Genomic DNA, 12,904 nt, shown 5'->3' on the forward strand with positions numbered 1-12,904 from the left:
TAATCTGGTCAGGCCAAATTCCGCTAAATGAATCCACAAAATACAGGTAGAAAATGGCAAGAAATCGACCCGCGAGCGGACAGGTAAGGATCATCGCCGGACAATGGCGCTCCAGAAAACTCCCGATACAAGATCTCGAGGGGCTAAGGCCCACCACAGACAGAGTCAGAGAAACCCTGTTTAACTGGATCGCGGGGGATCTGCCCGGCGCCCGCGTGCTGGACTGCTTCGGCGGCAGTGGCGCCCTCTGCTTCGAGGCGCTGTCTCGGTACGCCAAATACGCCAAGGTATTTGAACTACAGGCAGGCGCGGCCAAACAGCTCAAGCAGAACCTCGCCACGCTAAAATGCGACTGCGCCGAGGTGGTACAGGGCGACACCTTAGTGCAGCTCAAGACCCCACCCGCCGAAGGATTCGATGTGGTCTTCATCGATCCACCGTTTCGCAAGGGATTAGCTCAGGCCTGTATCGACGGCCTAAATGCCCAGGCTTGGCTGAATGAGGATGCCCTCGTCTATGTTGAGACAGAGCGCGAACATCCGCTCCTGAACTTGCCTACCGGCTGGCTCCCCCTCAAAGAGAAACAGGCAGGTCAGGTGACCTATCGTCTTTATCGAGTAGAACGCCCGGAGGCAGAATAATGAAAATGGTCATTCTCATCGGCAAGGGGATCACCCTGTTTGCCTGGACCGTGATGCTCTACAACCTGTTTGCACCGGCAGAAGGCAACATAGGCATGCTGCTGACGCTACTGCTTGGGATCACCCTGGTGATGCACGGCCTGCAGACGCTAATCTTCCGCACCCTGTTTAAGCCGCTGATGACCTTAGGTTATGGCGATTACCTGAGTGTCATGCTCTTTGGCGTCTTTAGCCTGCTTGAATATCGCCAACGGGTGATGCAGCAGGGCATGACCGACAACCAGGCCTAAATGCAGGTCTTTTGTTAAAGAGAAGCAGCCATCAAAAAAGCCCCATAGAGGGGCTTTTTTGTATCTTATACCAATCGTAGTAAATAACTGAACATACGAGCTTGTTAAAACGTCCGATAACGGCGTTACTATTTTTGATTGTAGAATAAATACTTATCGAAAAATCATGCCTTGTTCTCGACCATTTTTCCTACGCTACTTCTGATCACATACTTACCGTGATTGATATTAATCTCAACCACTAGAGGCCGGGGACTCGTCCCTGATAATTGATCGGGTAATAGCCCTGGCTGTCACGCTTACCCAAGAAGCTTAATGCCTTTTTAAGATCCTCAGGTTGGGCCTCGGTCTCCTTGATCTTGGCGGTCACCTGCACCAGCTTATCAGCCTTAAACAGGGCATGACCACTAAGCCCGAGGGCATTCATGCTGTCATCTGTCTGCACCTTGATGTTGCCATCGACACAGCTAAGCGCCACGGCGACATCACCCAGTGGATACTTGCCGAACTGATTATTCACCTGCAGCTGCTGAGCAAAGAGTTTCCCCGTGAGCTGCTGGCACCAAGGCTCGCCCTGCTCCAGATTTTGCAGCATCAGGCTGAAGTTACCACCAATCTGAGTGCGAAATGGCAGACGCGTGTTACCCACCAGGAATTCACTTGGCGCGTCGAAACGCACGCCGCTAGCGTCGATGCCAGACATAGAGAGGCTCACGAACCCCTTACCGTTGACGGCCGTAGCGCGGCTGCCCACCAGGAAGTCGATGTTGGCCTTGCCGGTCAGAATACCCCAAGGGCTCAATTGCCAACTCACCTGCTCTAGGCGACGCTTCTGCAGCATTAAGGTATCAATCTCACCGGACCAGATGGTGCCTGAGATCCCAGAGGCACTCACCTGCTTTGGCAGGGGCGCCAGCTTAACCGCAAGACTCGCCGGAAACAGGGCGATCAGAAACACCAGATAGACGAGAACGCCGATAACAACTTTTTTCACTAGACTCACAAAAAACCCTTACTACTTTGTTACTGCGAGAACTGGATGCGACGCACCTTGACGAAGCCTTCGGTCTCACCATCGGCCAGATCGACATTCTCCAGGGAGAGCCCCTTCTGTTGCACCAAATCGCTCAGGTAATCCAAGAGCGAATCGAAGGGCACCTCATCCATCCACACCTGGATCTTGTTGCCCTGGGGCTGCATACGGGTGATCTCCAGGCCATAGCTTTTAGCGCTCTGGGTCACCACGGCGCTGAGACTGCCGGAGAAGCCCTTCTTACCGCCGCTTTGCTTGAGGCCAACTATCTTGTTGGCCGTCTGCTTCACATAGTTGAGCGTGCTCTCTTGAGCCGTAAGGTTGCGCCGGGCATCCTCCTCGGCCTGGCTTATCGGTGTCCAGATCCCCCAGTAGAAGATGCCAAGCACCAACACTATTGCGCAAGCCGCCACGAGCTGCTGCTCGCGCAACACTAAGCCATTCCACCACGTCTTAATGTTGTCCATCTTACTTGCTCCTCAGGGTTAAGGTACTGGTCACTTCATCCTCGCCGCTGTTCATTGCCCCCAAGTTTACCTGGAAGTGAGGCAAGATCAGCTCCTTGAACTGCTCAATCTGGGCATAGCTCTTGGCGGTGATCTGCATGCGTAGCTCGTTTCGGCCACTGTCGAAACGCAGGCTGGTCGGCTTAAGCTGCGGCACCTTGTCGAAGCCAACGGCAAGATCGTCGAGCATGGTGAAGAAAGCCATGCCGCCGCCCGCACCCTGCAAGCTGCGCAGCTGACTCTCCATCTGTGAGCGTACGTTCACCATGCGCGAACTGCCCATCACCTGCCTAAAGATCTCACCCGTCTGCTGCTTCAAGCCTTCGCGCTCGACATTCATCTGATGAATGTTGAGTCCCTTGTTTACCAAGGCCAGCACTAAGGCCACCAGGATGACGATGGCGGTATTGCGCCACAGCATCAGGTGCTTACTGTATTCACGCTTAGGGGTATAGATGCCGCTGAGCAAATTTAATGGCGCATTGAGGATCCCCTTGGCTAACACCAACATGGGCAGATCCAGCGGCTGCGGCTTCACCTCGACGCCTTTAATATCCAGATCGCTGTAGCTCGCCAGGGTAATAGGCGTCTCTTCCTCTCCCTCGGCAAGCTTTGGCAGAGCAGCCTGAAACCAGCTGGCATCTAGGCTCACACCACTCCCCCTGCTGGTACGCAGCAGGTAATCCGGGCCGAACTTCATCGCCGCCCACTGGCACTCCTGCAGCGGCAGGGCCAGACAGTCAGGCACCAATTGACGCGCCTTGATACCGGCGTCGCTCAACCAGGAGAGCCAGGTCTGCATCTGCTCGTGGGCGACCACTGCAACGCTCAGAGACTCACCATTACGAGGGCCAGGGACAAAATGCAGTTCATCGACATTCTCGGCCAGACTCTCTTCCATCATGAAAGGTAGGGCCTTGAGCGCCTGACGCTGCCCCTTCTCGGGGAGCTGCACCGACGTGAGGGTGATGGCAGAAGTCGGCACCAGGATATCTACCGGACGGTTACCGGCGCGCTCGGTCAGGGTCGACAGCCCCTGGGCGTCGCTCAGCTCTCCCGAGGCGATGATCTCCTGCTCTTGCTCCGACCATACCAGCCAAGAGCAGCTCTGCTCCGCGCTTCTTCCTAATCGGATAAATAATCTTTCACTCAATGTCTTTCTCCACAAGTCTCATTAAGTTGCTCTCGATGAGCTTGTCCTTTTATTAGCCTAGACGAGCATGGCCCACCTAAGTGATTATTTTTGGCCGCCATATTGACGGGTCAAGACGTCCAGCTGGTTGTTACCGCCCACACGTAATACACTTTGCATCCTAAAGGTGGCGCTATCAACCTTAGCGCCCGCCTCTAATAGAAAATACTTACTCTTGAGGCTAAAGCTCGATTCCAGGTTCTTTTGCTGGCGCAACCCAGAGATGGAACCATTAGACCAGAAGTCTTCCAGGCTGTCATAACCATCACCCGGGCGTTGATTGATGATGCTCTCGGCCTCACCTACGCTGATCTTATTATCAAACATCCCTGCCAGCAGCGCCGCCTGCTCCACCTCAATGGTGTTGACGTTCAACACCTGGCGATCATAGCCGGGGATGATGCAGATGTAGGGGGCCAACTTGAGGTAGACCTCCTGGCTAAAGCCAATGACCGCCCTTAGCTCGCTGCGATGACTCATCAGGGTATTCGCCGCCCGGTAAGGCACGGTGCGCGACTCATAGTCTGCATCTTCGGCACCGAAGGGGCTGGCGACCGTGTCCTCATCGATATAATCTTTCAGCGTATGGGTCAGACGCTCGGCGGAGAAATCATCCATCCCCAGCGCCACCAGCAGCCCCTTAAACTGTACCGCCGCAAGCGGTAACTTAGGCTGGCCATTTTCCACCTCTGTAGTCTCAATCGCCAGGGCGTTGAGGTTAAAACAGGCCTGCAGATCGCTAATACGACCGCCTATCTCTCCCTGCTCGGCAGGAAACACCACATCGGCCTGGGCCCAATATTGCTGGCGATGCACCTTGCCTTCGTCGGCATCGTCTAAGTCTTGCTTCAACACCTTCTTGGCCAGCTCTTCGGCCGATATCGCATACCAATAGGCCTGGTCATACTGCGCCAGGTTAATGGTGCGGCGCACCGAGATCTGGTTGCGGCTGTTAATATTGGTGGCAATGATGGCGATCATGGCCACGATCAATAGAACGACGATCAGCGCCACGCCCCGCTGCTTTCCAGGCAAGCTACCCATTTTCATCTTCCTTGCCACCGGAGCCGCCACCTTTCCCCCCGCCATTGTTACCACCGGAGTTGTTGCCGTTATTGTTGCCGCTGTTATTACCGTTATTGTTGCCCGAGTTGTTTTGATTGTCTTTAGTCAGCATAGCTCCTAAAGGTAATAGAAACTTACGTTGCACCGTACCCAGGCCTTCTACCTCGACTGCCATGGCTATCGCCTTTGGCAGACTGGTGGCATCAAACTTACGTTCCCACTTGTCCTCGACAAAGAAGGAATACTCCACCGAGAGGACATTTTTAATGACTACTGTCTTAATCGGCTCGGCGCCAAACTCCGGCTCGGGATAGGGAAAATACCAACGTTCCAGGTTATTTTCCTGCACCACATAGGCCACAGATTGTAGGCTGCCCCGGGGCAAGAGCCCATCAGGGTTCAACCAGCCGATACGATAGAAGACGATGGCCTCCGACTCGGAGTCGAACATATCTTTACCGGTCTGAATCACGGTCGAACCACGCCCGCCTTCCAACAGACGAGGCGTGCGGGCCACCATCTGGCCAAAATCCCGCTCCAGAGCACCGAAGCCCTGCTGCAACGACTTGAGCCGCTGGGCAAACTCGGCGGTGACTTCATCGTTTTTCATCACAGTGCTAAGCACGGCATTGGCCGCCAGGCCCAACATGGCAAAGATGGCGATGGCGATCAGCATCTCCAACAGGGTAAAACCGCGAGTAGTCTTATTCTTCTTTAAGGACATAGCTACCCACCTGGGCGATGACGCGACTGAAGCGTTCATCGTCACTGACGCTGATGCGGATCATGCGAAAATTATCATCTGTGGTCTTCACCACCTCTTTGCGCCAATACCACTCTTTTCCCGCCAGCTCGACGCTGCCGTCTTTACGACCCAGATCCGGGAATTTCTTCTCCAGGCGGGCATCAACCATCTGATTGCTGGCCACCCACTGGGCCAGAGTGCGCTCCTCTAGGATGGGCATGTTAGCCATCTGCTCACCCAGACTCTTGGTGATAGAGACGGCAGCGATGGCAAATACCATGAGGGCCACGATCACCTCGAGTAGCGTCATGCCGGCGCTTCGGCGCCTAGCCTTGATGCTCAGGCCTAGCCTAGGCTTAATCATCGAATCCATCCTCTCTGCCCAGAGTCAGACGGCCTAAGGCATCGCCCACTACCAGGACTTGGATCTCCTGACCTGCCTCATCCTTGCCGATAAAGGTGAGCTCGAAGGCGCTCATTTCACCGCTGGGAAACAATAGTACCTGCGGCTCGGGAAACTTTTTCTTCTCATCTTCGCTGCGTTCGATAAGCGGCTCATCGAACCAGGACTCATCCTCTTCATCTTCCTGGGTCAGGGGGAGACCATCGAGCACTAAATCCATCTCGACCCCAGGTTCCATCTCTTTAGCCGCCAGCAAACGATCCTGCTGCAGCGGCTTCCATTTGCCCTCATCGTAGAAGACAAATTCATAGTGCCTATCATCGATGACGATGCCGATGAAGTGACCGCTGAGTATGGTCTCATCCAACACCAGCTCGGTGGCCGCGATAAACTGGCGCGCCGTGCGCTCTAGCGCCTTGTGCTGATCGGCACCGCTAGTGGTATAGGTCACCGCGGCGGCAGCCAATCCCATCAGCAAGACGACCAGCAGGACCTCTAGCAGGGTAAAACCGAATTGGCGGACGCCTCGCATAAACAGACTCGACTATGGCTTATTGGAATTCTTGCAGATTCCAGCTACCGATATCGTCTTCGGTACCCGGCTGGCCGTCAGGACCGGCACTGAAGATGTCGATCTTACCTTGCTCGCCAGGGCTCAATAGCAGGTAATCGTTGCGCCATGGATCCTGTGGCAGACGCTTCACATAGCCGTCTGCGCGGTAGTTGCGCGGCTCGGGTGAGATGGTCGGCTTCTGCACCAGGGCTTCCAGACCCTGCTCGGTCGTCGGGTAGATGCTGTTGTCCAGACGATACATATCTAAGGCATTTTCCAGTGCAACAATGTCAGATACCGCCTTCTGAATATCGGCTTTATCTTTGTTGCCCATAAGGTTAGGCACAACCATAGAAGCAAGGATCCCTAAGATAACGATAACCACCATGACTTCCAGTAGGGTAAAACCTTTTTGCTTGTTTCTTGCTTGCATTAATACTTCCTCTATAAAAAATGCCCTAACATCTACGGCTAGGACGGCTGTTGGTAGTCAACGCTTGGGCGTTAACCACTAATCATGTTGTTGAGTTCTAAGATCGGCTGCAGAATCGCCAGGACGATAAACAGGACCACGGCCGCCATGCTGACCACCAGCATAGGCTCGAAAACCCCTAGGGCGATGTTGACGTTAGACTCAAATTCTCTGTCTTGGTTGTCGGCGGCGCGCTCAAGCATCTGCTCCAGCTGACCGCTCTTTTCACCCGAGGTGATCATATAGAGCATCATAGGGGGAAAAAGTTTAGTATTGGCGAGCGCCGCGCCTAGGCTAGTACCTTCACGTACCCTGGCGGTGGCCTCCTCCACAGCCGCCCGCACCCTGACATTCATCAAGACCTCGCTGGCGATACGCATGGCATCGAGCAGGGGAACCGAACTGGCGGTAAGAATACTCAGGGTGCGCGCAAATCGCGCCGTATTCAAGCCCTTACTCACTCGCCCAACGACCGGCATACCTAATATCGCGGTATCGAACTTCATCCGATTGGCGGCGCTGCGCAGTAGCTGTTTGGCACCGATCACCAGGGCAATAATGACGCCCATGACGATCAGACCATAATCGCGGACAAAGTCCGATGAGGCGATCAAAAACTCTGTAGTCCAGGGCAGTTCCTGGCCCATATGTTCAAACTGTCCCACCACCTGAGGCACCACGGCCGCCAGCAAGATGGCGATCACGCTGATGGCGACCACGGTCAATACGATGGGATAGATCATCGCCTGGGTCATCTTGCCCTTGAGCTGCTGTCTACGCTCGGTATAGTCGGCCAGGCGGTTGAGCACCACCTCGAGATGACCAGACTTCTCACCCGAGGCAACCATGGCGCGATAGAGATCGTCGAAGATATGGGGAAATTCGGCCATGGAATCGGCCAGGCTGTAGCCCTCGACCACGCGAGAGCGTACCGCCATCACCATGCTGGCGAGGCGATCTTTTTCACACTGCTGCCCCACGGCCTTGAGGGCCTCCTCCACCGGCAAGCCGGCCGCCACCAGGGTAGCGATCTGGCGGGTGATCAGGGCCAGCTCGGCGACTGAGATGCCACGCTTGAGGCTGAAGCCGCCGCTCTTCGCCTTGGCTTCCTTCTCGACCACTGGAGTGATCTCCAGAGGCATCAGACGCTGCTCGCGCAGTTGCCCCCTGGCATGGCGAGCCGTGTCGGCCTCGACAACCCCTTTCTGCTGTTTGCCCTGGGCGTTTAACGCCTTGTACTCAAATGCTGGCATGGCTACTCCTCGCGAGTGACGCGCAGCACTTCTTCCAGCGTAGTCACCCCGTCGAGGACTTTGATCATGCCGTCATGGCGAATGCTAGGTACCGTCTGACGAATATACTTCTCGATGGCCAGCTCGCCGCGTCCTGTATGGATCAACTCGCGTACGTTGTCGTCCACCAATAGCAGTTCATGGATACCGGTACGGCCACGATAGCCGTTATTACCACAGGCCGGGCAGCCGGTGGCGCGGTAGATGGTGCGGGGATCGTCTTCGCCGATCCCCAGCAGCTCCCGTTCACGCAGATCGGGCGTGTGCTCCGACTTACATTCGGGACACAGGGTACGGATCAGGCGCTGCGCCAGCACCCCGAGGAGACTCGAGGAGACCAGGAAGGGCTCGACCCCCATATCCTGCAGACGCGTGATGGCGCCAGAGGCGGTATTGGTATGCAGGGTGGAGATCACCAGGTGCCCCGTGAGCGACGCCTGCACCGCAATCTGCGCGGTTTCCAGGTCACGGATCTCACCTATCATCACTACATCCGGGTCTTGACGCAGAATCGCCCTCAGGCCACGGGCGAAGGTCATGTCGACCTTGGTATTGACCTGGGTCTGACCTATGCCCGCCAGCTCATACTCGATAGGATCTTCGACGGTCAGTATGTTGGTGTCGATAGAGTTGATCTCGGTCAGGCCCGCATACAGGGTAGTACTCTTACCCGAGCCTGTTGGGCCCGTGACCAAGATGATGCCGTGGGGCTTGCGGATCAGCTCATCGAACTGCTCGCGTATGGTATCTGTCATCCCTAGCTGTTTAAGGTCCAGGTTACCGGCATTCTTATCCAGCAGACGCAACACCACGCGTTCGCCGTGGCTGGAAGGCATGGTCGAGACACGCACGTCGACCGCACGACCTGCGATACGCAGCGAGATACGACCGTCTTGGGGCACCCGCTTCTCGGCAATATCCAGACGCGCCATCACCTTGATACGCGAAACCAATAGCGAGGAGAGCTTGCGGTTTGGCTTGAGCACCTCTTTGAGCACGCCGTCGACGCGGAAACGCACCACCAGCTGTTTCTCATAGGTCTCGATATGGATATCCGAGGCTTCCTCTTTGATCGCCTCAGACAGGAGCGCATTGATCAGCTTGATGATAGGCGCATCGTCGTCGCCCTCCAGCAGGTCTTCTGTCTGTGGCAGCTCCTCGGCCAGGGTAAACAGATCCATCTCGTTACCTATATCTTCCATCAGCTGCTGCGCCTCGGAAGAATTGGCCTGATAGACCTCTGTCAACTTGGTCTCGAACACGGTCGACTCCAACTGAGCCAGTGCCAACTCTTGCCCCGTGTAACGACGCACCTCCAGCATCGCCTCTATCGGCGTGTTGGCTGTGTGATATAGCGTCAGCCTGGCTTCGTCATCCTTGCCCAGCACCAACTCGAATCTGTGGGCGAAGGCAAAGGGCAGACGATCCCGGCTGCTTGAGTGAAATACCTCATCGGATTCGGCCTCTGAGGCTAGCCCGAGCTCACTCGTTACCTGGGCCAGATCCTCGTTTTGCGTGGCTTGGATATCACTCATCTTGCTTATCTTGCTGCTTGTTTTCGTTGATCTGTTTCAGCGCAGGATCTGTCTCACGCATCTTGGTATCCAACCCCTTGCGATCCTTGTAACGCTGAAGCACCTCATTAACTTCCGGTGGTAGGTATTCTTCCTGGTTCCACTCTTCCAACACTGGGACATTTGTATTTGGCATCAGGTTCACACCACGCTCCTGCTGCTCTAGCTGCAGGGCTCGGAAGTAGTTGTATTTACGACCGGCAATGCCTTCCATGGTCACGCCATCGCGTATAATGGTTGGCTTGATGAAGACCATGAGGTTTTTCTTCTTCTTACCGCTAGAAGAGGACTTAAACAGGTGACCTAGGATAGGGATATCGCCCAGGAAAGGCACCTTCTGCACACTCTCCTGCACCTCTTCGTTAATCAGACCACCCAGCACCACAATCTGACCCGAATCGGCCATCACAGTCGTCGTCAGGCGGCGGGTCGCGAAGGTTACATCGACCCCTGTCTTACCGTTAATGCCAGAGACTTCCTGTTCGATGGTGAGCTTAACCGTGGTGCCTTCGTTGATCTGTGGCACAACTTTCAGCTTCACACCCACTTCCTTACGCTCGACCGTCTGGAAGGGGTTACTGTTACCGTTACTAGAATTCTGGCTGCCCGTCAGTACAGGTACCTCATCACCCACGATGAAGGAGGCTTCCTGATTGTCCAGGGTGGTGATAGAAGGCGTCGCCAGGACGTTCGACTTGGTATCGCTCGACACCGCCTGGATCAGGGCGCCGAAGTCACCCATGGCCACGCCCCATGCCATACCATTCACCTTGCCCAGCGCCTGCGCCAGCAGGGTGATATCACCCTTCTTCTTAGGGTTCTCGGTACAAGTACCATTCTCAGTACAGACCTTAGTTCCATCTTCTTCTTGCGCCGCCCAGATACCGGCACCGATCTCGCCGATAGTGGGGCCTAGGTTATTAAACTGAGTACCGCCACCGGCCTCTGTGGCCCATTGCACACCAAAACCGACATCGTCACCCTCGGCGACCTCGACGATAATGGCTTCCACCAATACTTGCGCGCGGCGAATATCCAGCTGATTGATGACGCTCTCAATAGTGCGCATCTGATCTGGCTCGGCGCTAAGCACCAGGGCGTTGGTGTCTGGGTGAGCCATGATGTTAATTTCGTTGCGGCGCTTGCTGCGACCGCCCTGGGCCTGACCGCCATCCTGATCTTTGGCCAGCTTCTCGGCAAAGCCGGTCAGCACTTCCACTAAGTCTTCGGCCTTGGCGTAACGCAGGTAACGCACCTTGGTATTACCTGTGGTCGCCTGTTCGGCATCCAGTTTTTTGATCAGGGCCACCACACGCTGACGACTCTTCTCGTCACCGCTGACGACCACAGCATTGGTACGCTCGTCGGCCACCACCTTAGGCGCCTGACCCGGCAGCTGTGATTGATTGGAACTGGCACGATACAGGGTATCAATAATGCGCACCATCTCACCGGCAGAGGCGTATTCCAGCGCCACAACCTGCACCTCGGTATCACCCTGCTTGTCGACGCGGCGAACGATCTCGACCAGCTTGTTTACCACGGCCGCACGACCGGAGATCATCAAGACGTTTGACGGATCGTAGTTAACCACGTTGCCGCCACCGGCATTGTCGTTGAGCTGACGCAGCAGGGGCGCGAGCTGTTTCGCCTCTGTGTTGTAGAGGGCTACGATGCGGGTCACCATCTCATCGCCAAGGCCAGGGGTGTTGTCGTCGGCGACGCGGATCGCCGAAGTCTTAGCGTCCTTATCCTTGATCACCTTGATGATGTTGTTGTCCATCTCGACCACGGCGTAGCCATAGACCTGCAACACGTTCAGGAAGAATTGATAATACTGCTCATCGTTGAGTAGATCGTAACTGCGCACGTTGATCTTGCCGCGCACGGTAGGGTCGACGATGATAGTCCGGTTCAGGTTCTTACCAACTATGTTGATAAACTCCTGAATGTCAGTGCCCTTGAAATTAGCCGCGTATTGTTCCGACCACGCCACTTGTGGCGCTAACAGCGAGGCGCCCATCACGACGCTCGCGATAAGGTTGCGGCGTATTTTCTTGTTGTTCATTAATGACTTCCTCTAACCCTTTTTATTGCGGCAAACTAAACATGATCTCAACCAGCTGACCCTCTCTTTCGACCATCAGAGAAATTTCGGTCAATTCTGGCAACTGCGCCATCACTTCCAATGCTTGACTCATATCAGTCAGATCATAGCCGTTCATTGATTTTGCTAAATCGTTGGCCTTAAAGCCAGCCTGTTCAAATAATTGTCTGTCCTTGCCTGGGTTTAAGCGATACCCCTGCAGCTCGCCGCCGGCGTTAACCGGTGAAATCGCCAGGTAATCGGTGATCTTGCTGGGATCTTCCAGCAGGGCGTCGCGCGACTCTTCCAGTTCTTTAGAAACGGCGCTGTTGTTGCGCTTATCTATGGTGCGGACATCGCGAGAGGAACGTGCCTCTTGCAACAAGTTATTGGCTTCGCCCTGAGCCTCATACTTGAGGCCATCAAGCATCAGCGTCTCGTAACGACCAGTGTTAGAGATGATAATGCGATCGGCGTACACCTCTTTAAGCGAGGCTGAGGTGCCCTGGATCTTGTCGCCCAGGCTATAGGTGTTCTGGCTACCACGGGACTCGATCACCGCTAGCCCATTCTGCTCGGCAGTCGAGGCCACCACGCCGGTCAACTGAATCGACAGCGAGGTCTTAGGTGCATCGGTGATCTTCTCCTCCACCACAGGCTTAGGCTTATCCGAGTTGGGGTCGGCCTTACCGAAGAGGGCTAATGCTTGCAGCGTAGAGACATTCACCTGGGACGATGACTGACTGCTGGAGACAGGGGTCGCCTGCCATTTTTGTGGGGTTTCAGCGACGGGCACCAACTTCCATGTGATTTGCGCCAAAAGATAGATAGCGATAATCAAACCGAGCCAGAATACGGCCGAACTCAGAGGCTTCTGCGGCACGGCAGCGGCCTTAGATATTACTTTGTCTAATAAATCCATATTATTGTGGACCCTCTATGCAGGCCTCTAATCTGATTATGATAATTTCCTAGCTGTGGCTCATGCTAACCTACACAGCTAATCGCAACAAGCCCATAACAGTCTCTTTATTGGCCTATAGAGGCGATTT

General features: G+C 55.0%; 14 protein-coding genes. 2 read left to right on the plus strand and 12 right to left on the minus strand.

The features are described 5' to 3' along the window. The first annotated feature begins 53 nt into the window (after positions 1-53). Both rsmD and GNT65_RS12730 read left to right on the plus strand, forming a co-directional pair. A complete protein-coding gene (rsmD, locus tag GNT65_RS12725) occupies positions 54-641 on the plus strand; it encodes a 16S rRNA (guanine(966)-N(2))-methyltransferase RsmD (RefSeq protein WP_160796774.1) in 588 nt (195 codons plus the stop codon). Then, positions 641-931: a DUF1145 domain-containing protein gene (locus GNT65_RS12730; protein WP_160796776.1), complete on the plus strand. Its 291-nt coding sequence runs from the start codon at positions 641-643 to the stop codon at positions 929-931. The genes rsmD and GNT65_RS12730 overlap by 1 nt, the downstream gene beginning before the upstream one ends. Positions 932-1,172: 241 nt before the next feature. Here GNT65_RS12730 and GNT65_RS12735 read toward each other — a convergent pair whose 3' ends face one another. From GNT65_RS12735 to gspC, 12 genes are all read right to left on the minus strand, one after another. After that, complete coding sequence (locus GNT65_RS12735) at positions 1,173-1,934, minus strand: type II secretion system protein N (protein ID WP_160796778.1); 762 nt, start codon at positions 1,932-1,934, stop codon at positions 1,173-1,175. Between the two features lie 20 nt (positions 1,935-1,954). Further along, positions 1,955-2,431: a type II secretion system protein M gene (locus GNT65_RS12740; RefSeq protein ID WP_160796780.1), complete on the minus strand. Its 477-nt coding sequence runs from the start codon at positions 2,429-2,431 to the stop codon at positions 1,955-1,957. Position 2,432: 1 nt separating this feature from the next. After that, positions 2,433-3,623, minus strand: a complete 1,191-nt coding sequence (gspL, locus tag GNT65_RS12745; protein ID WP_160796782.1) for a type II secretion system protein GspL — start codon at positions 3,621-3,623, stop codon at positions 2,433-2,435. An 84-nt stretch (positions 3,624-3,707) separates the two neighbouring features. Further along, complete coding sequence (gspK, locus tag GNT65_RS12750; protein ID WP_160796784.1) at positions 3,708-4,706, minus strand: type II secretion system minor pseudopilin GspK; 999 nt, start codon at positions 4,704-4,706, stop codon at positions 3,708-3,710. Further along, the gene (gene gspJ, locus GNT65_RS12755; RefSeq protein ID WP_160796785.1) at positions 4,699-5,451 is read right to left on the minus strand and encodes a type II secretion system minor pseudopilin GspJ; all 753 of its coding nucleotides are present in this window, start codon (positions 5,449-5,451) and stop codon (positions 4,699-4,701) included. The genes gspK and gspJ overlap by 8 nt, the downstream gene beginning before the upstream one ends. Further along, a complete protein-coding gene (gspI, locus tag GNT65_RS12760) occupies positions 5,432-5,836 on the minus strand; it encodes a type II secretion system minor pseudopilin GspI (RefSeq protein WP_160796786.1) in 405 nt (134 codons plus the stop codon). Before gspI ends, gspJ begins: the two co-directional genes overlap by 20 nt. Beyond that, positions 5,829-6,407 (minus strand): type II secretion system minor pseudopilin GspH, encoded by a 579-nt coding sequence (gene gspH, locus GNT65_RS12765; RefSeq protein WP_160796787.1) that lies wholly within the window; start codon positions 6,405-6,407, stop codon positions 5,829-5,831. Before gspH ends, gspI begins: the two co-directional genes overlap by 8 nt. A gap of 19 nt (positions 6,408-6,426) precedes the next feature. Continuing rightward, positions 6,427-6,861 carry a type II secretion system major pseudopilin GspG gene (gspG, locus tag GNT65_RS12770; protein ID WP_160796788.1) on the minus strand — a complete coding sequence of 145 codons (435 nt, stop codon included), beginning with the start codon at positions 6,859-6,861 and terminating at the stop codon, positions 6,427-6,429. Positions 6,862-6,932: 71 nt separating this feature from the next. Next, positions 6,933-8,153, minus strand: coding sequence for a type II secretion system inner membrane protein GspF (gene gspF / locus GNT65_RS12775; RefSeq protein WP_160796789.1), 1,221 nt, complete (start codon positions 8,151-8,153; stop codon positions 6,933-6,935). Positions 8,154-8,155: 2 nt separating this feature from the next. Beyond that, entirely contained in the window at positions 8,156-9,727 is a 1,572-nt protein-coding gene (gspE, locus tag GNT65_RS12780) for a type II secretion system ATPase GspE (RefSeq protein WP_160796790.1), read from the minus strand. After that, positions 9,720-11,834 carry a type II secretion system secretin GspD gene (gene gspD / locus GNT65_RS12785; RefSeq protein ID WP_160796791.1) on the minus strand — a complete coding sequence of 705 codons (2,115 nt, stop codon included), beginning with the start codon at positions 11,832-11,834 and terminating at the stop codon, positions 9,720-9,722. Before gspD ends, gspE begins: the two co-directional genes overlap by 8 nt. 22 nt (positions 11,835-11,856) lie before the next feature. Further along, positions 11,857-12,774, minus strand: a complete 918-nt coding sequence (gene gspC / locus GNT65_RS12790; RefSeq protein WP_041508812.1) for a type II secretion system protein GspC — start codon at positions 12,772-12,774, stop codon at positions 11,857-11,859. Positions 12,775-12,904 lie beyond the last annotated feature (130 nt).

This window comes from Shewanella insulae, from assembly GCF_009831655.1.
GTDB lineage: Bacteria > Pseudomonadota > Gammaproteobacteria > Enterobacterales > Shewanellaceae > Shewanella > Shewanella insulae.